This is a genomic window from Bradyrhizobium sp. SZCCHNS3052, from assembly GCF_032484495.1.
GTDB lineage: Bacteria > Pseudomonadota > Alphaproteobacteria > Rhizobiales > Xanthobacteraceae > Bradyrhizobium.
On sequence record NZ_JAUETB010000002.1, the window covers coordinates 36390 to 58035 of the forward strand.

Genomic DNA, 21646 nt, shown 5'->3' on the forward strand with positions numbered 1-21646 from the left:
CGTCAGGTTTGAATAACGAGGAAACGCGAGCGAAGGTCCGGCAGATCACGTGCCGGCTGCCCGCCTGCGGTCGTCCTTCGACGCCCGACTGTAGCGTCGCCCGGATGAGCGCAGCGATATCCGGGATCGCACGAGGCGTAGGGGACCCGCGGATGTCGCTGCGCTCATCCGGACTACGCGCGTGCCGATGGCGGTGCATGCCCGTCGGGCGACTCGGGCTCGGGCGCGACAAGATCCACCGCCCTGCAACCCCTCTCATGATCCAGATCGTGCCTGCGCCGAAAACGAAAATTCCGCAGCGCGCTCAGCGCGATCGCCTCTGTCCAGATCTCGGCGTAAAAATTTCCAACTTTCGTTTTATCGGAAGATATGCTCTCCTCCCTCCATCCCGCCTCATGCAGAGGGGCGTACGCGTCGTCACGATACGTTGAGGCGGGGAGCGGTGGCCGCGGGTCTGTCAGGCGCTTTTGCGCAAGACGACTGTCAGCACGCGGACGTTCAAGCCGTGTGGTCCTGGCGCCCCGATGCTGGCGCCAAGCCTGATGCCGACCTGACGGGTTGCGCAGGTGACGGGGGCAAACAAGCCGGTCCCCGGGGAGAGCTCGGAGCAGACGTTCACCCATCGCGCAGGGAAGGCCGGGTCTGTCCGGCTGAACCTGTGGTTCCTGCCGCCTGCATTTTTTCCGCAGGCGGGCCACGGGCCTCAGTCGAGGTCCGGCCTTCCCTGCGCCCTCGCGTTTCCGGCGAGGGTCTCGAGCATCGCTTCGGGCGCGTGTTGCGCTGCGAGGGCGACGGCGCGTGCGCGCATGGTGGCGCTGGCATACTGGATATGCTTATCAGTTGAGCGGGGCGCCGATGCTGGCGCGCCACCACCAACAAATCAGCCGGCCGCAACGGCTGATCCAGGAGGAAACCCATGGCAGATACCTCACGCCGCGATCTCCTCGTCGCCGGCAGCGCCGCGGCAGCGGCTGCGATCATGACGGACACCTACCCTGCCGCGGCACAGGCCGGGCCGGAGCCGATCTTCGCCGTGCCGGCGACCACCATTCCGATCGCCGGCGAGCAGGGCGTCTTCCCCGTCCGCCGCATCTACTGCATCGGCCGCAACTACGCGGCGCATGCCATCGAGCGCGGCTCCGATCCGAACCGCGAGCCGCCGTTCTTCTTCCAGAAGCCGACCGACGCGATCCAGAACGTCGCGATCGGCGAGGTCGCCGATCATCCTTATCCGTCGCTGACCAAGAACTATCATCACGAGGTCGAACTGGTCGCGGCGCTGAAATCCGGCGGCACCAACATTCCCGCCGAGTCCGCGCTCGATCATGTCTATGGCTACGCGCTCGGCCTCGACATGACCCGCCGTGACCTGCAGAACGGCATGGCCGCCGAGAAGAAGCCATGGGAGATCGGCAAGAGTTTTGATCATGCCGCCGTGCTCGGCCCGATCCATCCGGTGGCGAAGGTCGGCCACTTCACCAAGGGCGCGATCTCACTCGCGGTCAACGGCACGGTCCGGCAGAACTCCGACCTCACGAAGATGATCTGGAGCGTCGCCGAGCAGATCGCGAAACTGTCCGAGGCGTTCGAGCTGAAGGCCGGCGACATCATCTATTCCGGCACGCCGGAGAATGTCGGCCCGGTCGTCAAGGGCGACGTGCTCTTGTGCAAGCTCGAGGGCCTGCCGGACATGTCGATCAAGATCGTTTGAGAGAGGGGCTGGACCACACGTCGTGTGCAGCACGTTGACGCTGCCGATCGGACCGGACGTCGCCGCCGCAATGCCGGTACGCGCCTTCTCTCCGCACGCGGGGGAGGGGCGAGCAGCGAGCGTCGCTACGCGCGCTATCCAACAAGTGCCGCAGCCGCAGCCATCCCTCCGGATGCTGCGACTGACGCCGTGGCGCTCGCGGCGCCGCGCCTCTCATCGCCTGTCGGACGGGAACTATCGTTGTTCCCGCGCAAACAGGCGCTGCCAGCCGTTCGCAAGTTTGTGGCCCGACAAAGAGCCGCCGGGCACCGCCGCCTATCGTTGCCCTGCATCAGCCGAGCGAACGAGGGCAGCCGTGGCCATCACCATCGAGATCGATCACGCCAAGACGCGGCGCATGGCGCAGGGCCAGGGCCAAAGCAGGGGCCAGGGTCAGGCCCGCGGCCCGGCACGGTCGTTGCGCAGCGCAGGCGGCCCGGTGGTTCCGCAAGGCGTCAAGGGGCCAATCCGGCGGCTGAAATGGCTGATTCTCGTTCTGACGCTCGCCGTCTACTACATCACGCCGTTCGTCCGCTGGAACCGCGGGCCGAATGCGCCAGGCCAAGCCGTGCTGCTCGATTTCGCCCACGGAAAGCTCTATCTTGGCCCCGCCGAGATCTGGCCGCAGGATCTCTATCTCATCACCGCGGCGATGCTGCTGGCGACGTTCATCCTCGTCCTGGTCAACGCGCTGGCCGGCCGCCTGTGGTGCGGCTTCGCCTGTCCGCAGACGGTGTGGACCGACCTGTTCCTGCTGGTCGAGCGCCTCGTCGAGGGCGACCGCCGGCAGCGGCTGAAGAACGTCGGCGCGCCGCTGACGGCGCGGCGCATCGCACAGATCGCCACCAAGCACGCGCTGTGGATGGCGATCGCGCTCGGCACCGGCGGCACCTTGATCTTCTACTTCACCGACGCGCCGGGGCTGGTGCGCGATGTCCTGCATGGCGAGATGTCGGCGACCGCGCTGACCTGGACCTTGGCGTTCGCCGGCACGACCTATGGCCTCGCCGGTTTCGCGCGCGAGCAGGTCTGCACCTTCATGTGCCCGTGGCCGCGTCTTCAAGGCGCGATCTGGGATCCGGAAGCCTTCACGGTGAACTATCGCGATTATCGCGGCGAGACCCGGATGTCGGCGAAGAAGGCCGCCGAGGCGCGGTCGCAGGGGCTGCCGGCCGGCGATTGCGTCGATTGTGGCGCCTGCGTCGCCGTCTGCCCGATCGGCATCGACATCCGCCAGGGGCCGAGCTTCGCCTGCATCAATTGCGGCCTCTGCGTCGATGCCTGCGACGGCGTGATGGCCAAGCTCGACCGTCCGCGCGGCCTGATCGACTACGAGAGCTGGCGCAACATCGAGCGTGGCCGTGTCGGCGAGCCGCGTGTCTCACGGCTGGTGCGGCCGAAGACGATCGGCCTCGCGCTCGCCTGCGTCGCTGTGGCCGGCGTGATCGCGGTTTCGTTCGTCACGAAGACCACCGCCGTGCTGTCGGTGCAGCACGATCGCGATCCGATGTCGGTGCGGCTGTCGGATGGCTCGGTGCGCAACGGCTACACGGTGAAGCTGCTCAACAAGTCGTCCGCCGTGCAGAGCTTCAGGCTCGGCATCAGCGGCATCGATGCGGCGCTCGCCATCGTCGGCCATGCGGCGGCGGATGCGATCGAGGTCGAGCCGGACGGCTCGGAGGCGCTGCGGGTGACGCTGACCATGCCCGAGTCTGTGGATGCCGATGTCACCTTCCAGGCGGTCGATGCCAACGGCCAGGTCGTGCTGACCGCGCGCGACCGCTTCGTGAACCGGTAGAGGACGGCCTACAGATAGGATTTCGGCAGCAGCATGTGGATGCCCTTGTTGCCGTCGACCAGCTGGGTGACGCGCAGATTGCCGGCCAGCGAGCACAGCATGTAGGCCTGGTTGCGCGACAGGTTGGTGCGGGCGCAGACGTGCTTGACCATCTCGCGCACCGCCTGCTTGGCGGCGTCATCGAGATCCTCGCCGAGGCCGATCGACATCAGGTGGGTGGCGTTCTCGGCGAACGGCCAGGTGATGTCCATGTCCTTGCGCACGGTGAGGCGGAAGGTGCCGGTGACGCCGGTCTCGAGCGCGGTGATGCAAACCTCGCCGTTCGCCGTGATCGGCCGCTATGCCTCGGTGCGTTACGGGCGCTGACTGATCCTGCTTCTTCTGGCGTGATCATCGGCCGGATCGCTCCGGCCGATGATCTGGTGATTGCTGCAAGCTCACGTCGCGAGCTGATTGCCGATCGGCAATGCGCGCAGGCGCTTGCCCGTTGCGGCAAAGATCGCGTTGGCGAGCGCCGGCGCGAATGGCGGCACGCCCGGCTCTCCGACGCCGCTCGGCGGCGTGTCGGCATCAACGGGCACGATGTGCACGTTGGTGACCAGCGGCGCCTCGTCGATTCGGACCACCGGATGGTCGTCGAAGTTGCGCTGCTGCACCCGGCCATTCTTGAAGCTGATCTCGCCATATTTGGCGAGGCTCAGCCCCATGATCGCGGCGCCTTCGAGCTGCGAGGCGATGCGCTCGGGGTTGACGAAGGTGCCGCAGTCGATCGCGGTGTCGACCTGATGCACCACGAGCTTGCCCTTGTCGTCGACCGACACCTCCACGATGGTGGCGATGTAGCTGACGAAGCTGCGATGCGCGGCGATGCCGAGGCCGTGGCCCTTGGGCACCGAGCGGCCCCAATTGCCCTTCTCGGCCACGAACTCGACGACGCGGCGCAGCCGGCCGGTGTCGATCGGATAGCTCTCGTAGGGCTCGCCGTAGTTCCAGAGATCCTTCACCGAGGCGAGCTTCAGGACGCGCGGAGTGCCGATCAGATCGAGCAGCGTGTCCTTCTGGTCGCGGCCGGTGGAATGGGCAATCTCGCCGACCATCGATTGCACGGCGAAGGCGCGCGGGATGTTGGAGACCGAGCGGAACCAGCCGATGCGGGTCATCGCCTTGGCGGCGGGATTCTCACATTGGATGTTGGCGATCTCGAGCGGCAAGTCGACGAGGCCCATGCCGAGCTCGAACGGCGCGGCATGATCGGCGCCCGCCGCGAAGGTCGACAGGATGGTCGGCGCGACGCTGCGGTGGCGCCAGGCCACCACCTTGCCGCTCTTGTCGAGCCCGGCTTCGATGCGCTCCACCGACACGGTGTGCAGGAAATCGTGATGGAGGTCGTCATCGCGTGTCCACTGCACCTTGACCGGTGCGCCCAGCGTCTTCGACAGCAGGGCAGCCTCGAGCGCGAAGTCGCATTTTGACTTCCGCCCGAACCCGCCGCCGAGCAGGGTGACGTTGACGGTGACGTTCTCCGGCGGGATCTGCAGCGTCTTGGCGACATCCTCGTGCGTGCCGCCGGGGCTCTGCACAGGCGCCCAGATCTCGGCCTTGTCGCCCTTGACGTCGGCGACCGCGACCGGCGGCTCCATGCTGGCATGGGCGAAATGCGGCAGGTAGTACTCGCCGGTGATCACCTTGTCGGCCGACTTCAGCGCGGCCTCGACGTCGCCTTCCTCGCGTACGACGAGGCCCGGCTGGCGCGCGGCGGCCTCGAGCTCGGCCCGATAGGCGACAGAGTCGTAGCTCGCATTGGCGCCGTCGTCCCACTCGACCTTGAGCACGTCGCGGCCCTTGATCGCGGCGCCGGTGTTGCGCGCGATCACCGCGACGCCGCCAAGCGGCTGGAACTTCGATGGCCAGGGCCAGCCCTTGACCTCGATCACCTGCTCGACGCCGGGCACCTTCAGTGCCTCGGCCGGATCGAACGACTTGACCTTGCCGCCGGTCACCGGCGGCCGGGCGATGACCGCGTATTTCATGCCGGGCAGGCGGACATCGGCGCCGTAGCGCGCCTTGCCGACGGTGATGTCGTGCAGATCGACGATGCTGACCTGACCCTTGCCGAGATAGCGGAAGTCCTTCGGCGACTTCAGTTGCACGGTGTCAACCGCAGGCACCGGCAGACTGGCGGCATCGGCCGCGAGCTCGCCGAAGCCGAGGCGGCGGCCGCTGGCGCTGTGCACGACCTCATGATTGACGGCTTTCACCTCGCTCGGCGGCACGCCGAGGCGCTTGGCCGCCGCGGCTTCGAGCATCGCCCGCGCCATGGCGCCGATCTGTCGCATCGGCAGCAGATAGTGCCGCGTGCTGCGCGAACCGTCGGTATCCTGGTTGCCGAACTTCACCTCGTCGCCGGGGGCCTGCACGACGCGCACGCGCGACCAGTCGGCTTCCATCTCCTCCGCCACGATCAGCGGCAGGCTGGTACGCACGCCCGTGCCCATCTCGGAGCGGTGGGCGAGGATCGACACGATGCCGTCGGGGGCGATCGAAACGAAAACCTTGGGATCGACCACGGTGCCGTGCGGCATCTTGCCGGCGCCGGTTTCATAGGCGGCAAACGCCGGGCGCGACAGCAAGGGAGCCGCGAGCACGAACCCGCCGGCGAGGCCCAGCGTCTGCAGGATGGTACGGCGCGAGACGTTCTCGACCTTGAGATGCCGCTCGAAGCCGCGGCGAGAAGCGGACTTTGCGATGTCGGGATTTGCGATGATGTTCATGATCACACCCCCGTCGAGGCCAGATGGATCGCATTCTCGATGCGCTGATAGCAGCCGCAGCGGCAGATGTTGCCGGCCATCGCATCCCTGATCTGGTCATGCGACGGTTTGGGATTCTCGTTCAAGAGTGCGGCCGCTTGCATGATCTGCCCGGCCTGGCAGAAGCCGCATTGCGGCACGTTGACCTGCCGCCATGCCTTCTGCACCGGATGATCTCCGGTCGGATGCAGACCTTCGATGGTGGTGACCTCCCGTCCCGCGACATCCGATACTGCGGTGATGCAGGCGCGCGCCGCTTCCTTGTCGACCATCACGGTGCAGGCGCCGCACAGCGCTGCGCCGCACCCGTATTTCGTTCCGGTCAAACCCAGCTCGTCGCGCAGATACCACAGCAGCGGCAGGCTCGGATCGCCATCCCAGCTCTGCTCCTGTCCGTTGATTTTCACCTTGATCATGTTCGCCCTCGCTCTGTCGGACCAATGGTCGCTGGTTCTGATCGTTGGTGGACGCGCGCGGGACCACATGTCCTTACGTGCACGCGCCGGATCAATTGAGAGTTGTCGGAAGACTACTGATGATAGCAGACCGGGACAGGCATCGGTCTACACAGGCGCGTGTGGTGTCAGAGCAGACGAGCGCTGCGCGTGCAGCCCGCTGCAATGCAAATACGGAACAATGGGCGATGCGCCGACGACAATGGCGGCCGCCTGACCAAAGCGGCGACAAAAAAAGAATGCCTCGCCGGCGTGGGGCAGGCGAGGCACCAAGTCTTCAGGAAGGAACGCTTCAGTTGTACGCTTGGTCCGTGGCGGCCGTCAGGCCGCCTTTGCTTTCGCCACGTGGGTGGCAATCGCATCCATCAGGGCCGGCGACAGGCAGTCATAGGGCTCGAGCCCCAGCTCCTTCAATCGCGCCCGAATCTCGCCCATCTGTTCCGGCTTCACGCCCGACTCGATCACCGAGGAGACGAAGGCCGCAAAGCCCGGCGCGGCCGAACCCTGCTCCTGGAACAGCTCGGGGTGAATGAAGTCGAGGCCGTAGAACGGGTGGCCCGTGTTCTCGATGCGGCCATACATATGCGTGCCGCAGCCGGTGCAGGCATAGCGCTGGATGACGGCGGAGGGATCGACGATCTTGAGCTTGTCGCCGTTCTCCAGCACCGTGACGTTCTGCCGCGGCACCACGGCAACGACCGAGAAGGTCGCGCCGGAGGGCTTCCAGCATTTGGTGCAGCCGCACGCGTGGTTATGCGCGACATCGCCCTTGATGCCGACCTTGACCGGCCGGTCGTGGCATTTGCAGACCAGCGTGCCGCCGGCGAAATGGCCGCTTCCCTGTTTGACGCCGTTATCGACGGACGGATGGATGTGGACAGTCATGGCGCAATCCTCCTCAGTTTTGCGTGCTTGGGGTCAGAACACGACGACGGAACGGATCGATTTGCCCTCATGCATCAGGTCGAAGCCCTTGTTGATGTCTTCGAGCTTGAGCGTGTGGGTGATCATCGGGTCGATTTCGATCTTCCCGTTCATGTACCAGTCGACGATCTTGGGAACGTCGGTGCGCCCGCGCGCGCCGCCGAACGCCGTGCCCTTCCAGACGCGTCCGGTGACGAGCTGGAATGGGCGGGTCGCGATCTCCTTGCCGGCCTCGGCGACACCGATGATGATCGATTCGCCCCAGCCGCGATGGCAGGCTTCCAGCGCCTGGCGCATCACCGTGGTATTGCCGGTGCAGTCGAAGGTGTAGTCGGCACCGCCGTCGGTCAGCGCGACCAGGTGCTGGACGATGTCGCCGGTCACCTTCTTCGGGTTGACGAAATGGGTCATGCCGAAGCGGCGGCCCCATTCCTCCTTGCTGTCATTGACGTCGACGCCGACGATCTTGTCGGCGCCCGCCATCCGCGCGCCCTGGAGCACGTTGAGGCCGATGCCGCCGAGGCCGAAGACGATGACGTTCGAGCCGGGCGTGACCTTGGCCGTGTTGACGACCGCGCCGACGCCGGTGGTGACGCCGCAGCCGATATAGCAGCTCTTGTCGAAGGGCGCGTCCTCGCGAATCTTCGCGACCGCGATCTCCGGCAGCACGGTGAAGTTGGAGAAGGTCGAGCAGCCCATGTAGTGGTAGATGGCCTGGCCCTTGTAGCTGAAGCGCGACGTGCCGTCGGGCATCAGGCCCTTGCCCTGCGTGGCGCGGATCGCGGTGCAGAGATTGGTCTTGCGGCTGAGGCAGCTCTTGCACTGGCGGCATTCCGGTGTGTAGAGCGGAATGACGTGGTCGCCGGGCTTGACCGAGGTCACGCCCGGGCCGACCTCGCGCACGATGCCGGCGCCCTCATGGCCGAGGATCGAGGGGAAGATGCCCTCGCTGTCGAAACCGTCGAGCGTGTAGGCATCGGTGTGGCAGATGCCGGTAGCCTTGATTTCTACCAGCACCTCGCCGGCCTTCGGCCCTTCGAGGTCAACCTCGACGATCTCCAGCGGCTTCTTGGCTTCGAAAGCGACCGCGGCGCGCGTCTTCATGTCTCAAACTCCTCTTTCATTCTCTTGAGCCCGCGACGCTGCCCAGGGAAACTGTTCAGGCGCGGTCCCCGTCGTCAGTCATTTCTTGCCCATGCAGGAGTTCTCCGCTTCCGTATAGGCTGGCGGTTTGTCCTCGTGCTTGGCCGGGCGAACGCGTCCTACCGCGTCATTGCCGCGGGCGCGCAGGTAGATGTAGAGGTCGTCCATGTAGCAGGCCACGTTCGGATTGTCGCCGAAAGCCGGCATGACGTTCTCCTGGGACGTGCTGACATTCTTGCGGCCGCTGGCGATGACACCGATGAAATCGCCGTAGCTCATGGTCTTGACCGAGTCCTTCAGCGCAGGCGCATAAGTCGATCCCATGCCGTCGGGCCCGTGGCAGACGTGGCATTCGGAATGATAGCGGCGGTATCCCGAGTAGGTGTACCAGTCGACCGATCCGTCGGCGCCCACCTTGTAGGTCGGATTGCCATCCTTATCGAAGTACTTCCCGTCCTCGGACTTGACGGCCGCAGGATCTCCCGGACTTTCCGCCCAGGCATTTTCGGCGACAGTCATCCCGCCGGTTGCCAGGAACAGAGCCGTGGCGACCGCAAAACAGATTCTACGCAAGGGCGTCTTCCCTTAATTTTCTGGGGCAGGCGAACCGGCGCATGGACGAGATCCATGCGCCGGAAGCAGGTGCCTAGCTCACTGCTGCGGGAGCGAGAACACGGTGAGCGCGCCGCCCAGGGCGGTGTAGTTGCTCAGCGCTGCGTAGCCGCCGACCGCACCGAGACCGGCGGTCGGATCCGTCAGGCCCGCCGCGAGACCGATGCCGGCCCAGCCACCGACACCCGAGAGCACGGCGACATACTGCTTGCCGCCTGCCTCGTAGGTCGTGACGTTGCCGATGATGCCGGACGGGGTCTTGAACTTGTAGAGCTCCTTGCCCGTCTTGGCATCGACCGCCTTGAGGTAGCCTTCGAGCGTTCCGTAGAACACCACGCCGCCAGCCGTCGCGAGCGCACCAGACCACACCGAGAACGGCTCCTTGTTCGACCAGGCGATCTTGCCGGTCTTGCCGTCCCAGGCGATGAAGTTGCCCATATGGGTCTCACCCGCCGGCGGATACATCGACAGGGTTGCGCCGACATAGGGCTGACCTGCGGTGTAGCTCACCTTGAAGGGCTCGTAGTCCATGCAGACATGGTTGGTGGGCACGTAGAACAGTTGCGTATCCGGCGAGTAGGCCGCCGGCTGCTCGTCCTTGGTGCCCAGCGCCGCCGGGCAGATGCCCTTGGTGTTGACGTCCTCACCCTGCTTGTCGGTCGAGTACTGATCGACGACCTTGGGACGGCCGTAGGTTGCAGAGTTCTTGTCCATGTCGACGCCGGTGGTCCAGTTCACCTTCGGGTCGAACTTCTCGGCAACGAGCAGCTCGCCCGTGGCACGGTCGAGCGTATAGCCGAGGCCGTTACGATCGAAGTGCGTGAGCAGCTTGCGCGGCTGGCCGTTGATGGACTGGTCGGACAGGATCATCTCGTTGACGCCGTCATAGTCCCACTCGTCGTGGGGCGTCATCTGATAGACCCACTTCGCGACGCCGGTGTCGGCATGGCGGGCGAAGATCGTCATCGACCACTTGTTGTCGCCGGGACGCTGCTTCGGATTCCAAGTCGAGGGATTGCCCGACCCGTAATAGACCATGTCGAGCTGCGGATCGTAGGAGATCCAGCCCCAGGTGCAGCCGCCGCCGGTCTTCCACTGATCGCCTTGCCAGGTCTTCAGGCTCGAGTCCTTGCCGACCGGCTTGCCGAGCGCCGTGGTGTTGGCGTCGAACAGGATCTGGTCATCCGGACCTTCGGAGTACGCCTTCCAGACCTGCTTGCCGCTCTTGATATCGTAAGCGGTCATGCTGCACTGGACGCCGAACTCGCCGCCGGACGTGCCGACCAACACCTTGTCCTTCACCACGAGCGGAGCCGAGGTTCCGGTCTGTCCCTTGCTCGGATCGCCATTGACGGCGGTCCAGACGTGCTGGCCGGTCTTGGCGTCGATCGCCACCAGCTTGTCGTCGGCCTGATGCAGGAAGATCTTGCCGTCCCCATAGGCGACGCCGCGGTTGACGGTGTCGCAGCACATCACCGGAATGACGTTCGGATCCTGCTTGGGCTCGTACTTCCAGACGATCTTGTTGTCCTGCGCGAGATCGAGCGCATACACCTTGTTCGGGAACGGCGTATGCACATACATCAAGTTGCCGATGATGAGCGGTCCGCCTTCGTGGCCGCGCAGCACGCCGGTGGAGAAGGTCCACGCGACCTGCAGCTTGCCGACGTTCTGAGCGTTGATCTGATTGAGCTTGGAGTAACGCGTATTGGCGTAGTCTCCCGCCGGCATCACCCAGTCCTTCGGGTTGGCCGACATCTTGACCAGCTCTTCACTGGCCCACGCGCCACCCGCGGCAAGCGCCGCGACTGACGTCAGACATGTTGCGAGTAGCACTCTTCGCATCGTCTTTCCTCCCGGGTTCAACTGAGGTTCCGCAGCACGCGGCCCAGTATTCGTTTTCGGCATCATTGATTATCCACTTCCTGACCGGGAAACTTGCCCAAAAGAGAAAAGAGCTTGCTCAAGAGTGAAGCGAATAGAAGTTTTTGAAGGAGATTTTGCTTTGCTGGTCCGCAACATGAGCGCCATTCTTGCTGCGGAGCATCAATTTACAGCACCGCGGTTCCACCGAAGGTTGACGTTTCCCTTGACCTTACAGAGACGAAGGCGGAGGATCATGCGAGGGAAGTTATGGAACGAACTGCGCCGCGAAAGTCGCGGCCTTAAAATGGGAGCAATCTTGCTACAGTCTCGTTCGCCGTCCGGCGGCGGACCCGTTGCGTTTCGATCATGAATCGGTGGATGAAACATGTCCGACACGATCCGCTCGCTTAATACTTCGGGATTCTCACCGAAGAGCCAGATCCAGCGTTGGTCAGATGCACTGACCGACCTGTGCGGACGTTTCGATGTCGATCCGCTGGAGGGGGCCTCGTTCGAGGGGCGCATCAATTTCACGACGGTGTCGCGCCTGAAGCTCTGCCAGATCGAGGCCAGCCAGCACCGTATTGCGCATACCTATGCGCGTGCGCAAAAGGCCGCACATCCCTACATCAAGATCTTGTTCCAGACCTATGGAACGTCCTATTTCGAGCAGGATGGCCGCCAGATCGAGATCGGCCCGGGCGATTGTCTCGCCTATGACGTCTCGTTACCGCACACCATCATCAGCCCCGCGCTGACCCGCCATGACGTCGTGATCGTGCCGAAGGAGCTATTGCAGGAGCGCGGCTTCCGGTCGGAAAAGATGCCTGCATACAAGCTGTCTGCGCGGAGCGGGACCGGTCGGATTGCGCATGATGTCACCCATGCCGCGTTCGATGAGGCGACCCGGCTTTCGCCCAACTCGGCCGTCAGCGTCGCCGAATCGCTCATCGATCTGTTGCTCTTGCCGCTGCGTGAAGCCGATCGAATGCTGGATCGGGCGGGACCTGAGGCGGTCTATATCCGCGCTCAAGCCTTCATCCGCGAGCATCTGCGCGATCCCGATCTGTGCATCGATCAGATTTCGGCGGCTCTGGGGTGCACCAAGCGCTACCTTCACATGGTGTTCAGCGACCGTGGCATGACGGTCAGCGACTACATCTGGCGGGCCCGGCTTCAGCATTGCCGGCAGGAACTGGAGACGCAGAGCGGCAAGACCATCACTGATGTCGCGTTCTCGTGGGGTTTTTCGAGTTCGTCGCACTTCAGCCGTGTCTTCCGCAAATATTTCGGCGTCGTGCCGTCGTCGGTTCATAAGACTGCGGCCCGCTGAGCGGTCGTGAGGTAGCCGCGCTAGCGTGCGCCGCTCCGGATGATCCTCTGGAATGCATCACCGAGAATCACCGGCTCGCGCGGTGGAAGGTAGGTCAGTCCGGCGGACCGACCGAGATTCGCCAGGGCCCCGGAAGCGTCGAGTTCCGTCAAGGCCTTGTCGACCGATGCGATGAGTTCGGCCGAACTGGTCAGCCCGACATAACCGCGGTTCACGCCGATCGGATAGCTGTAGCCCGACCCGCCGAGCCTGGTGTCGGGATGAGCCGCCCGATACGCATCGAAACGTCTGCCATCGAGCAGGGTCGCATCGAACTTGCCCTGTTCGAGCGCCCCGAGCAGATCATCCCGCGTGGGAATCAAATGCGTGATGTCGTCGATCAGCCGTCCCTTGTCGAACGTCATCAGGATTGCATCCGCCAACGTGCCGCTCTCGATTGCCAGCCGCAGCCCTGCCAGGTCGCCGATGTCGGTAATCGGGCGCTGTTTCGCGGAAGGTCCGAGAACGACGGTCAGTGTTGAGAACATGTATGGCTTGCTCGGCATCAGCGTGCCGAGCGGAACGCGGCGGCGGCGGTCGTCGCGGGTGGCGCCATCGAAGTCCGGCAGCTTGGCTGTCTTGACGCCGGGCGCGACCAATCCGTCCTGGGTGAACGCATAGCTGCCGAGCAGCGAGCAGCGTCCGTCCGAGAGCAGTGCGTTCGCCTCCAGCGCTGGACTGGAATCTTCGTCCAATTTGCTTTCGTACCACTGGATCTCGAGCTTTCTGCCAAGGCGGTCGGCGATTGCCTGACCGAGCAGGACGTCGAAACCGTTGCCGGGCTTGCCACGATGATGGACCGAGAGCGGCGGAAGATTTTCGTCAAGGCAGATGCGCAGCACGTCGTCAGCGGCTAAGGCGGCTGACGACACTGTCGAGATCATCAAGGCAGTCAGCCAACGGCAGAGATGGCGCATCACTGCGCTCTCCGGCTCGAGACATAGGCCCACAGCGCGGTGATCTCGTCATCGCTGAGAATGTCGCCCCAGGGCGGCATGCGACCGTTCTTGCCCTGCTTCACCGTGGTGACGAAACGAGGCTGGTCATCGGGAAACCGACGCAGGTCGGGCGTCACCGTGCCGGAGTTCACCATGTTGGGGCCGTGGCAGTGCGAGCACTTCTGAGCGAACGTCGTCTTGCCGATGTCCACCTGGCTATGTGCGGCGCTGCCATCTTGTTGTTGGGCGAGGGCAGTCGTCGACAGGACGGCCGACATCGCCACGACGGCGGCGAAGGCCGCCGCCGCTTTCATGAACATGTTCTGTCTCACGGGCAATCCGCACTCAGTTCTTGACCGCGAAGACCCACAGCGAGCCGCCTGCCGGAACGTTGGCGAGGCGCTCGTCACCGGAGAACAGTGAGTAGACGCCGCCGTAGCCTGAGGTGACGGCGACATACTGCACGCCATCCTGCTGCCAGGTGACGGGCTGGCCTTCGATGCCGGAGCCGGTCTGGAACTGCCACAGCTTCTTGCCGCTGTCGGCGTCGAAAGCCTCGAATTCGCCGGTCAGCTTGCCCGAGAACACCACGCCGCCTGCCGTGGACAGCACGCCGGAGAAGCGCGGGATGTCGCTCGGCTGCTCCCACTTGGTCTTGCCGGTCATCGGATCGATGGCCTTGAGCTGACCGCGCGGCCCTTCCGGCCAATCCCACAGATCCGTCAGGTCCATGCCCAGGTACCACTCGCCGGCCTTGTAGGTCGCAGGCTCGGTCTTGTAGTGGCCGCCGAACACGAGCGTGTTGGCGTAGGCCAACCCGGTTTGCGGATTGAACGACATCGGCTCCCAGTTCTTGCCGCCGAGAATCGACGGATAGACCGTGACCTTCTTGCCCTCGCGGGCATCGCGCGTCACATCGGTCTCGACCGGCTTGCCCGTCTTCAGGTCGATGCTGGAGGCCCAGTTCACCTTCACATAGGGGTTGGCCGCGAGCAGCTTCCCATTGGTGCGATCGAGCACATAGAAGAAGCCATTGCGGTTGGCGTTCATCAGCACCTTGGTCTGCTTACCCTCGACGTTCATGTCGGCGAGCACCATCTCCGCGACCGCGTCGTAGTCGAACGGATTGTTCGGCGAGAACTGGAAGTGCCACTTCATCTTGCCGGTCTTCGGATCGAGCGCGAGCACCGAGCAGGTGTAGAGGTTGTCGCCCGGGCGCACCGCCGCGTTGAACGGTCCGGGATTACCGACGCCCCAGAACACGGTGTTCTGCTCGGGATCGTAGGAGCCGGTGATCCAGGTCGAGCCGCCGCCCAGCTTCCAGGTGTCGCCCTTCCAAGTGTCGCCGCCGGGTTCATCCGGGCTTGGGACCGTGTGTGTGCGCCACAAATGCTTGCCCGTCGCCGGATCCCAACCATCGATGAAGCCGCGGGTGCCGAACTCGGCGCCGGAGATGCCAGTCAGTACGACGCCGTCGGCGACCAGCGGCGCGACGGTCATCGAGTAGCCTTCCTTGATGTCAGCGGCCTTCTGACGCCACAGCTCCTTGCCGGTCTTGGCATCGAGCGCAATCACGTTGGCATCGAGCGTGGTCCGGAACACCTTGCCGTCGTACAGCGCGGCGCCGCGATTGATGATGCCGCAACAGACCACGCGCGGCGTCTCGGCGGGATAGTCGATCTTGCTTTTCCAGATCTGCTTGCCGGTCTTGGCGTCGACGGCCATCGTCGCATTGTGGGTCGTGACGTAGAGCACGCCCTGGTACACCAGCGGCTGCGACTCCTCACTGCGGTCATCGGCGAAACTGTAGTTCCAGACCGGCACCAGGTTCTTGGCGTTGTCCTTGTTGATCTGGGTGAGCGGGCTGAACCGCTGCAGATTGTAGCCCATGCCGTAGTTGAGAACGTTCGCCGTATCAGTTGCACCCTTGACCAACTGATCGGCGCTCTGCGCGCTTGCACCATGTGATGCAAAAATAGCGAGGCCTGCGGCCAGCGCGATCCGCTTCATTCATTTCCTCCGAGATTTTTATGCGCGCCTATCCTGACGCTGCGGGCACAACACTCCGCTCGAAATCGGGAACCGTCAATACGAAAAGGTGGCAACCGCCCTCTGCGCATCGGGAAGCCGTCCTCGTTCGATCGGGACAGAGCAGCCGATCCCCGTTGTCTCTGCTCGCGGATCTGGGTCGGCATGATCGCACCGCTCCGATGTTGCGTTGCGGCACAAACATTGCTTCGCCGCATCATGCCGGGATAACAGAGGAGTAGGCGGATGAGACGAACCATCCTTTGGCTCGGCATGCTTTGTTGCCTTTGGGTGAGTGCGAGTGCGCGTGATCTCGGTCAGTGGGGAGCGGTCGATCCTGCATTGCGTCAATGGTACGAGGCGCTGATGCAGCCTGACGTGCCGACGGCATCGTGCTGCGGTGAGGCCGACGCCTACTTTGCCGATGAGATCCATGTCCGCGACGGCAAGACCTATGTCATCATTACCGATGACCGTCCCGATGAGCCGCGTGGCCGCCCGCATATCGATGTCGGTACCGAGATCGAGGTCCCCGATCACAAGCTGAAGTGGGACAGGGGAAATCCGACGGGGCACGGCATCATCTTCCTGAGCCGCAATCGGTATGTGTTCTGCTACGTGCAGCCGGGCGGTGCGTGAGCGAAGATACCGTCCCGCTCAGGGGCAACGTCCTACGAGGATTGAGGCGGAACGGCGTCCAGCCAGGCGGCTGGATTTTTGTTTCGTTCAATCGATCGACAACCGCTGGGGAAATGCTCCACGGTTGTGGAGCCTTGCGTTCCCCCTGATGCGGTCCTAGCTTCGATGTTGGCGCGAGCAATGCGTCAGTCAATGATAGTCGAACTTGGGAGCTTGAAATGGCCTGGAAGACACCGAAGATCGTCGAAGTGCCGGTTGGCATGGAAATCAACATGTACGCCTGTGCTGCGCGCAAGTAACGCGTAGCGATCTGCCAAGCCACGAGGGGCGCAATTCGCTTCTGACTGGCTTGGCGGATCCATTCGATGGACGGTCCGCGAGATCGTCCCGGCGACCGGCCTCTCGGCCGATCGGGTATGACGGGCACACCGCCGAACGTTGGTGACGATCAAACGTCCTGCGTGTCGAAGATATACAGGTCGACGCCGCCATCGGCGAAGTTGGGCAGATCGCCCGCCGCCGCCTTGCCTTCGGCAGAGCCCATTCCCGCCTGCAGCGCCTGCATCGAATCGAATATCAGGGTGGCAACGAGGTGGATGTTGGTGGCTCCCGCCGGCCCATTCACCGGGCCCCGGCTGATATCGTAGCTCTTCAGACCGGGAATCTTCTTCGCCAGCGGCACATGGACGTTCATATAGTGTTTGTCGAACGCCTCGGCGCTCTTGGGGGTCTTGTAGAGTACGAGAACCTTGGGCATCTGCTTCCTCCGCATTCGCTCTTTTGAGGTCGATCGACCGCTTCCATTGCAGCCGATCTGCCGGTTCGGATCAAGCGTCAGGGGCGGATTCGCCCAGGGATAGTCGTTCCAGCCTTGGTTCCGCTGCATAATTTGTTGCGCGAGGAGAAACTGATGCAGCCGGATGTCGTAGTTTCAGTTAAGCTGTTTCAGGCTTATCGAAGGACAACGAGCCATGAGCTCCATCGATCTCGTCATCACCGTCTGCGCAGTCCTGTCTCCGGCCACCTGCGAGGAGCAGCATCTCGTTTTCGCGGATGGCGGTGCCTCGCTGCAGCAATGCGCGATGAAGGCGCCGCCCTACATCGCCCAGTGGATCGGCGAGCACCCGAAATGGACTGCAGTGCGATGGCGCTGCGAATATCCCCACAGCAACGACAAGGCCTGAGGCCGGCTTGGCCGTCGGCACGCTGGCTGCTTACTTCGTGCACTCCTTGAGGTCCTTGTCGGCGACCGAAACCACGGCGTCGGCCTTGATCTCGAGGCCGCGAACAATGCACTGCCGCTCGCCGGCATAGCTCACCTTGGCGTCGTAGCGCCCAGGCTCGACTCCGGTGAGCTTCAGCCGTTCGTCGTGATCGAGCTCCTTGTCCTTGTCGTTCAGCGTCTGATTCGGTCCCCAATTGTTCTGGCCGGCCGGCGAGAGCTGAAAGCCGGTCATCGTTGCGGTCGTCAGATTCCAGAGCCGGATGCCCTTGCTTTGTGCGGCGGCCGCGAGCGGGATGCCGAACAGAATGATCGCCGTCACGGCGGATGCGCGTCTCATGGCGTTTTCCCTGGGGTCCGATGTCCTTTGCCATGACTATGACACGGAAAAATCCAGTCGCGCCACATCGGCCTTGATTACCGCGACCACGTCGTTGTTGCGCTGCGCGCGCGGCAGGTCGATCGGGACTGAATGAAGCAGACGGGCAGGGCGTGAGGACAGCAGGAAGATCCGGTCGCCGAGCCGTGCCGCGTCGTCCATGCTGTGCGTGACCAGCAGCGTGATCATGGGGCGCGAGGCCACGAGCGTCGCGATCTCCTCGCGCAGCCGCGCGGCGAGCGCGTCGTCGAGCGAAGCCAGCGGCTCGTCGAGAATCAGGAAATCCGGCTCGACCGCAAAGGCGCGCGCCAGCGCGACACGGCGGGCGAGGCCGAGCGACAACTCGCCTGGAAAATGGCTGCGATGTCCCTCGAGCTCGAGCACGCCGAAGATGGCGGCCAGCCTGTCCTCCGCGACACCGGGCGCTGCCAGCCGGACGTTGGCCTCGACGGATCGCCACGGCAGCAGCCGCGGCTCCTGGAACACCATTGCCAGCCGGGCTCCCTCGGGCCGCGATACATGGCCCTGATAGTCGTTGTCCAGACCGGCGAGGATCCGCAGCATCGTGCTCTTGCCGCAGCCGGAGGGGCCGACGACGACGCCGACCTCGCCCCGCTCCAGCGAAAAGGCAATGCCAGCAATCACCTCCTGGCGCTTGCCATTGGCGGCGCTGGTGTAGCTCTTGGACCTGATATCGACCTCAAGCCGCACGGAGCCGCCACCTCGATGCACGCTGCTCGAACGGCTGGACGATAACGGCCTCGATCACCAGCACCACGGCAGCAAAGCTGAGCGAGTAGGCGAGCAGCAACGGAATGTCGAACAGCTGGAAGGCGACGCCGATCTCGAAGCCGATGCCGTTGGGCCTCCCGAGCAACTCGGCGACCAGCACGATCTTCCACACCAATGACAGGCCGGAGCGCGCGGCCGCCGCAATATAGGGCGCAAGCTGCGGCAGCAGGACGTGGCGGAGGATGCGTCCGCGCGAAAAGGCAAACACCTTGGCCATCTCGTCGAGCGATGGATCGAGCGCGCGGGCGCCTTCGCGCAAGGTGACGACGGCGGTCGGCAGCTTGTTGATCGCGATCGCCGCGATCGCAGCGACCTCGGTGAGACCAGCCCAGATATAGGCGAGCACGATCACCACCAGCGCGGGCAGATTGAGCAGCAGGATCAGCCAGGGATCGCCGAGGCGGTTGGCGAGCTGGCTGCGCCCCATCAGAAAGCCGATCGCCGAGCCGAGTGCCATTGACAGAGTGAAAGCGAGGGCGACGCGGGCGAGCGTTGCGCCGAGATGCAGAAACAGCGCGCCGGACCGCGCTTCCGCCACCGCAACCGCGAGCACGGCCGATGGCAATGGCAGCTTGGCGCTGCCGGCGACAGCCGCGGCAATCCACCAGGTGGCGAGCAGAAGCGCAAAGGACAACAGCCGCAGCACTAATCCCTCGCATCCGCCCTGTAGTAGGTGCCGGGACTGAGCTCAGCCGCGGGGCCGACCAGATCGCGGCCGCCGATCGAGGCGAGCACGCCGTAGAGAACGCGGGCGTCGGCCTCTTCCTCGGCCACCGGCCGGCGCGGAATACCTTCGCGATAGCGGTCGCGATAGACGCGCAAGGTGGCGTCGTCCTGTGCGCCGGTCAGCGGGGCGATCGTTTGCCAGTCGGCGTCGGAAGTCGCCAGGATCTCCTTGGCCTTGGCCGTGACGGTTAGGAAGCGTGCGACGAGATCGCGATGCTTGGCGGCCCAGTCCTCGTCGAAGACATAGCCGATCATCGCGGTGCGGCCCTTGGCGCCGAACGGCGGCAGCAGGTCCTCGACGCCGGCAAGCCGGCGGAAGCCCTTGGCTTCCAGCGCCGCGCAGAAATTCCAGTAGTTCAAGCCCGCATCCATCTCGCCGTCGGCCAGCTTGGCGGCCAGCAGCGGCGGCGCGCCGTAGGTGATCGTCGCCTGCGATTTCAGATCGACGCCGTCGCGCTTGAGCGTGGCCTGCAGCAGCAGCCAGCTCTTGTCGAGCGGGCCGCCGGCCACCGCGAGCTTGCGTCCCTTCAGATCGGCAAGCGTCTTGATCGGTGAGGTCGCCGGCACCATCACGGCGCCGAGCGCGCTCGAATAGGGATAGAAGGTGAGCTTGGCGCCGAGCGCACGCTCGCGCGACACCCATAGCCAGTCCGACACCATGATGTCGGCGTTGCCGGCCCGCAGCGCGATCTTGCCGGCCTCCGGGCTCGCGAGCTCGACCGCATCGATCGCGATATCCGCCTGCTTGTCGAGCTGGCGGGCGCGGATCACGGCCAGCTCCCAGGCGAAGGTGCCGGTCTTTTGCACCGCAACCTTGACGGTCTCGGCGGCGCAGCATGCCGTGACCGGCAGCAGGGCGCAGGCGACAATCGCCATCAACAAACGACCGATCTGCGTCATGAGCCCGTCTGCATTTCCTCGAGAGGTGTTCTTTTCAGCCTCATTCCCTTAGCATAGCTTCGGCTGCGATGCCGCGGAGGACTGTGATGCGTAGTGCTGTTCCGGTAGGACCGATTGTCGCCACTCTCATTGCCACGATTGCGCTGTGCGGGCCGGCTCGTGCCGAGGAGCTCAACGACTATCCGACCTCGGCGCGGGCCGAATATGTGTTCGGCTGCATGAAGGCGAATGGCGAGACCAGGGAGGCGATCGCGCAGTGCTCCTGCTCGATCGACGTGATCGCTTCGATCATTCCCTATGAGCGCTACGTCACGGCCGAGACCGTCCTCAGCATGTCCCAGGTGCACAGCAATCTCGGCACCCAGTTCCGCACGTCCGAGCAGGCCGCCAACGCGCTGAACGATCTCCGCCGGGCGCAGGCCGAAGCCGAAGTGAGATGCTTCTGAAGCGCTGCCGCTCTGCCGCATCAAGTTCCTGAACCGTCGGCCGGCCAATCGTGCTCGAACACGTGGCCCTGCGTATCCTTCGCCTCCGCATGGAATTGCTTGGCACCGTTCGACACGTAGGTGAAGCGGATGTTGGGATCCTCAGAGATCGAGATGCCGCCTTCGACCGACAGCACCAGACTGCCGTTCTGCGACAGTGTCAGCCGGTCGATGAAGAAGGCCGGAATGTAGAGCTGCGTCACCTGATCCATCTGGAGCCCGGAATTGTTGGGATGCCCGACCATGACCTGCGCTTCGCGGATGCCGCTCGTGGCGCCGTCGCTGCTTTGCGTGAACTGCCGGTAGCGCATCTGGCCGATGCGCGCCTTGGCCTCGTCCGGATTCTTCGCCGCCGGCGCCGAGCAGCCTCCGGACGCCTTGACGAAGGTCTTGACCACATAGAGCTGACCATCCGTCAGCTCGGCCACGGCATGCACATCCGTGTAGTTGTTGACGCGGACCCGCGTCGAGATCGCGGTCACATTGGCGTCCGCGCCAAGCGTGAACTTGGCCGCCATCGGCGCGGGATTCTGGTCGATCACCAGCGTGATGGTCTTGATACGGCGCTCGTCGGCGGGCGACAGCTTGCTGCGCAGGGTGACCGGAACGACCGAGGCATCCTCGGCGCGCGTCGGCATCTCGATCGACAGCACATTGGTGCCGTCCTGCATCGCCTTGTTGTTGAAGATGTCCTGGACCAGTCCCGGCCAGGGATCGTAACCATCAGCGGCCTTCGCAGGTGCGAACGCAAACGCGAGGCAGGCCCCGAGAAGCAGGGTGGACGGCAGGTGGAGCCGGATCATGGCG

General features: G+C 64.2%; 22 protein-coding genes and 1 pseudogene. 7 read left to right on the forward strand and 16 right to left on the reverse strand.

Going from position 1 to position 21646, the window contains the following annotated elements:
* The first annotated feature begins 916 nt into the window (after positions 1-916).
* Entirely contained in the window at positions 917-1711 is a 795-nt protein-coding gene (locus QX073_RS08240) for a fumarylacetoacetate hydrolase family protein (protein ID WP_316166041.1), read from the forward strand.
* A gap of 355 nt (positions 1712-2066) precedes the next feature.
* Positions 2067-3548 (forward strand): cytochrome c oxidase accessory protein CcoG, encoded by a 1482-nt coding sequence (gene ccoG / locus QX073_RS08245; protein ID WP_316225610.1) that lies wholly within the window; start codon positions 2067-2069, stop codon positions 3546-3548.
* A gap of 8 nt (positions 3549-3556) precedes the next feature.
* Here ccoG and QX073_RS08250 read toward each other — a convergent pair.
* From QX073_RS08250 to xoxF5, 7 genes and pseudogenes are all read right to left on the reverse strand, one after another.
* Positions 3557-3880 (reverse strand): annotated as a pseudogene (locus tag QX073_RS08250) (amidase); the annotation flags it as partial.
* Between the two features lie 105 nt (positions 3881-3985).
* Positions 3986-6319, reverse strand: coding sequence for a xanthine dehydrogenase family protein molybdopterin-binding subunit (locus QX073_RS08255; RefSeq protein ID WP_316225611.1), 2334 nt, complete (start codon positions 6317-6319; stop codon positions 3986-3988).
* A gap of 2 nt (positions 6320-6321) precedes the next feature.
* A complete protein-coding gene (locus QX073_RS08260) occupies positions 6322-6774 on the reverse strand; it encodes a (2Fe-2S)-binding protein (RefSeq protein ID WP_315713224.1) in 453 nt (150 codons plus the stop codon).
* 360 nt (positions 6775-7134) lie between these two features.
* A complete protein-coding gene (gene gfa, locus QX073_RS08265) occupies positions 7135-7698 on the reverse strand; it encodes an S-(hydroxymethyl)glutathione synthase (RefSeq protein WP_315713222.1) in 564 nt (187 codons plus the stop codon).
* 33 nt (positions 7699-7731) lie between these two features.
* On the reverse strand, positions 7732-8841 hold the full coding sequence (locus QX073_RS08270) for an S-(hydroxymethyl)glutathione dehydrogenase/class III alcohol dehydrogenase (protein ID WP_315756267.1): 1110 nt from the start codon (positions 8839-8841) through the stop codon (positions 7732-7734).
* Between the two features lie 78 nt (positions 8842-8919).
* Complete coding sequence (locus tag QX073_RS08275; RefSeq protein WP_315713645.1) at positions 8920-9399, reverse strand: c-type cytochrome, methanol metabolism-related; 480 nt, start codon at positions 9397-9399, stop codon at positions 8920-8922.
* Between the two features lie 132 nt (positions 9400-9531).
* On the reverse strand, positions 9532-11337 hold the full coding sequence (xoxF5, locus tag QX073_RS08280) for a lanthanide-dependent methanol dehydrogenase XoxF5 (RefSeq protein WP_315713218.1): 1806 nt from the start codon (positions 11335-11337) through the stop codon (positions 9532-9534).
* A gap of 406 nt (positions 11338-11743) precedes the next feature.
* Here xoxF5 and QX073_RS08285 point away from each other — a divergent pair, with 406 nt between their 5' ends.
* Positions 11744-12691: a helix-turn-helix domain-containing protein gene (locus QX073_RS08285; RefSeq protein ID WP_315713217.1), complete on the forward strand. Its 948-nt coding sequence runs from the start codon at positions 11744-11746 to the stop codon at positions 12689-12691.
* A gap of 20 nt (positions 12692-12711) precedes the next feature.
* Here QX073_RS08285 and QX073_RS08290 read toward each other — a convergent pair whose 3' ends face one another.
* The 3 genes from QX073_RS08290 to QX073_RS08300 are packed head-to-tail and all read right to left on the reverse strand — an operon-like array spanning position 12712 to position 15678.
* Complete coding sequence (locus QX073_RS08290) at positions 12712-13647, reverse strand: transporter substrate-binding domain-containing protein (protein ID WP_315825463.1); 936 nt, start codon at positions 13645-13647, stop codon at positions 12712-12714.
* A complete protein-coding gene (locus QX073_RS08295; RefSeq protein WP_315825195.1) occupies positions 13647-13988 on the reverse strand; it encodes a cytochrome c in 342 nt (113 codons plus the stop codon). The genes QX073_RS08290 and QX073_RS08295 overlap by 1 nt, the downstream gene beginning before the upstream one ends.
* A gap of 25 nt (positions 13989-14013) precedes the next feature.
* Positions 14014-15678, reverse strand: coding sequence for a methanol/ethanol family PQQ-dependent dehydrogenase (locus QX073_RS08300; protein WP_315752807.1), 1665 nt, complete (start codon positions 15676-15678; stop codon positions 14014-14016).
* A 384-nt stretch (positions 15679-16062) separates the two neighbouring features.
* Here QX073_RS08300 and QX073_RS08305 point away from each other — a divergent pair, with 384 nt between their 5' ends.
* Together QX073_RS08305 and pqqA are read left to right on the forward strand one after the other, a co-directional pair.
* Positions 16063-16335 carry a hypothetical protein gene (locus QX073_RS08305; RefSeq protein ID WP_315752808.1) on the forward strand — a complete coding sequence of 91 codons (273 nt, stop codon included), beginning with the start codon at positions 16063-16065 and terminating at the stop codon, positions 16333-16335.
* 218 nt (positions 16336-16553) lie between these two features.
* Positions 16554-16634 (forward strand): pyrroloquinoline quinone precursor peptide PqqA, encoded by an 81-nt coding sequence (pqqA, locus tag QX073_RS08310; RefSeq protein ID WP_009031067.1) that lies wholly within the window; start codon positions 16554-16556, stop codon positions 16632-16634.
* Positions 16635-16783: 149 nt separating this feature from the next.
* Here the strand turns inward: pqqA and QX073_RS08315 are convergent, their stop codons facing one another.
* Positions 16784-17092: an EthD family reductase gene (locus tag QX073_RS08315; RefSeq protein WP_315713209.1), complete on the reverse strand. Its 309-nt coding sequence runs from the start codon at positions 17090-17092 to the stop codon at positions 16784-16786.
* A gap of 214 nt (positions 17093-17306) precedes the next feature.
* On the opposite strand from QX073_RS08315, the gene QX073_RS08320 reads away from it, so the two are divergent.
* Complete coding sequence (locus QX073_RS08320) at positions 17307-17519, forward strand: hypothetical protein (protein WP_315713207.1); 213 nt, start codon at positions 17307-17309, stop codon at positions 17517-17519.
* 30 nt (positions 17520-17549) lie between these two features.
* Here QX073_RS08320 and QX073_RS08325 read toward each other — a convergent pair whose 3' ends face one another.
* The 4 genes from QX073_RS08325 to QX073_RS08340 are packed head-to-tail and all read right to left on the reverse strand — an operon-like array spanning position 17550 to position 20354.
* Positions 17550-17897: a hypothetical protein gene (locus QX073_RS08325; protein WP_315752809.1), complete on the reverse strand. Its 348-nt coding sequence runs from the start codon at positions 17895-17897 to the stop codon at positions 17550-17552.
* A gap of 36 nt (positions 17898-17933) precedes the next feature.
* A complete protein-coding gene (locus tag QX073_RS08330) occupies positions 17934-18647 on the reverse strand; it encodes an ABC transporter ATP-binding protein (RefSeq protein WP_315713203.1) in 714 nt (237 codons plus the stop codon).
* Positions 18637-19374, reverse strand: coding sequence for an ABC transporter permease (locus QX073_RS08335; protein ID WP_315741273.1), 738 nt, complete (start codon positions 19372-19374; stop codon positions 18637-18639). Before QX073_RS08335 ends, QX073_RS08330 begins: the two co-directional genes overlap by 11 nt.
* Positions 19374-20354, reverse strand: a complete 981-nt coding sequence (locus tag QX073_RS08340; RefSeq protein WP_315752810.1) for an ABC transporter substrate-binding protein — start codon at positions 20352-20354, stop codon at positions 19374-19376. Before QX073_RS08340 ends, QX073_RS08335 begins: the two co-directional genes overlap by 1 nt.
* Positions 20355-20440: 86 nt before the next feature.
* On the opposite strand from QX073_RS08340, the gene QX073_RS08345 reads away from it, so the two are divergent.
* The gene (locus tag QX073_RS08345; RefSeq protein WP_315713197.1) at positions 20441-20800 is read left to right on the forward strand and encodes a hypothetical protein; all 360 of its coding nucleotides are present in this window, start codon (positions 20441-20443) and stop codon (positions 20798-20800) included.
* A gap of 20 nt (positions 20801-20820) precedes the next feature.
* Here the strand turns inward: QX073_RS08345 and QX073_RS08350 are convergent, their stop codons facing one another.
* Positions 20821-21642 (reverse strand): quinoprotein dehydrogenase-associated SoxYZ-like carrier, encoded by an 822-nt coding sequence (locus QX073_RS08350; RefSeq protein ID WP_315752811.1) that lies wholly within the window; start codon positions 21640-21642, stop codon positions 20821-20823.
* Positions 21643-21646: the final 4 nt, after the last annotated feature.

Coding starts and splice junctions, on each gene's coding strand:
- QX073_RS08240 (WP_316166041.1), top strand. CDS start 917: ATGGCAGATACCTCACGCCGCGATCTCCTCGTCGCCGGCAGCGCCGCG.
- QX073_RS08255 (WP_316225611.1), bottom strand. CDS start 6,319: ATGAACATCATCGCAAATCCCGACATCGCAAAGTCCGCTTCTCGCCGC.
- QX073_RS08260 (WP_315713224.1), bottom strand. CDS start 6,774: ATGATCAAGGTGAAAATCAACGGACAGGAGCAGAGCTGGGATGGCGAT.
- gfa (WP_315713222.1), bottom strand. CDS start 7,698: ATGACTGTCCACATCCATCCGTCCGTCGATAACGGCGTCAAACAGGGA.
- QX073_RS08270 (WP_315756267.1), bottom strand. CDS start 8,841: ATGAAGACGCGCGCCGCGGTCGCTTTCGAAGCCAAGAAGCCGCTGGAG.
- QX073_RS08275 (WP_315713645.1), bottom strand. CDS start 9,399: ATGACTGTCGCCGAAAATGCCTGGGCGGAAAGTCCGGGAGATCCTGCG.
- xoxF5 (WP_315713218.1), bottom strand. CDS start 11,337: ATGCGAAGAGTGCTACTCGCAACATGTCTGACGTCAGTCGCGGCGCTT.
- QX073_RS08285 (WP_315713217.1), top strand. CDS start 11,744: ATGTCCGACACGATCCGCTCGCTTAATACTTCGGGATTCTCACCGAAG.
- QX073_RS08290 (WP_315825463.1), bottom strand. CDS start 13,647: ATGCGCCATCTCTGCCGTTGGCTGACTGCCTTGATGATCTCGACAGTG.
- QX073_RS08295 (WP_315825195.1), bottom strand. CDS start 13,988: ATGTTCATGAAAGCGGCGGCGGCCTTCGCCGCCGTCGTGGCGATGTCG.
- QX073_RS08300 (WP_315752807.1), bottom strand. CDS start 15,678: ATGAAGCGGATCGCGCTGGCCGCAGGCCTCGCTATTTTTGCATCACAT.
- QX073_RS08305 (WP_315752808.1), top strand. CDS start 16,063: ATGCAGCCTGACGTGCCGACGGCATCGTGCTGCGGTGAGGCCGACGCC.
- pqqA (WP_009031067.1), top strand. CDS start 16,554: ATGGCCTGGAAGACACCGAAGATCGTCGAAGTGCCGGTTGGCATGGAA.
- QX073_RS08315 (WP_315713209.1), bottom strand. CDS start 17,092: ATGCCCAAGGTTCTCGTACTCTACAAGACCCCCAAGAGCGCCGAGGCG.
- QX073_RS08320 (WP_315713207.1), top strand. CDS start 17,307: ATGAGCTCCATCGATCTCGTCATCACCGTCTGCGCAGTCCTGTCTCCG.
- QX073_RS08325 (WP_315752809.1), bottom strand. CDS start 17,897: ATGAGACGCGCATCCGCCGTGACGGCGATCATTCTGTTCGGCATCCCG.
- QX073_RS08340 (WP_315752810.1), bottom strand. CDS start 20,354: ATGACGCAGATCGGTCGTTTGTTGATGGCGATTGTCGCCTGCGCCCTG.
- QX073_RS08345 (WP_315713197.1), top strand. CDS start 20,441: ATGCGTAGTGCTGTTCCGGTAGGACCGATTGTCGCCACTCTCATTGCC.
- QX073_RS08350 (WP_315752811.1), bottom strand. CDS start 21,642: ATGATCCGGCTCCACCTGCCGTCCACCCTGCTTCTCGGGGCCTGCCTC.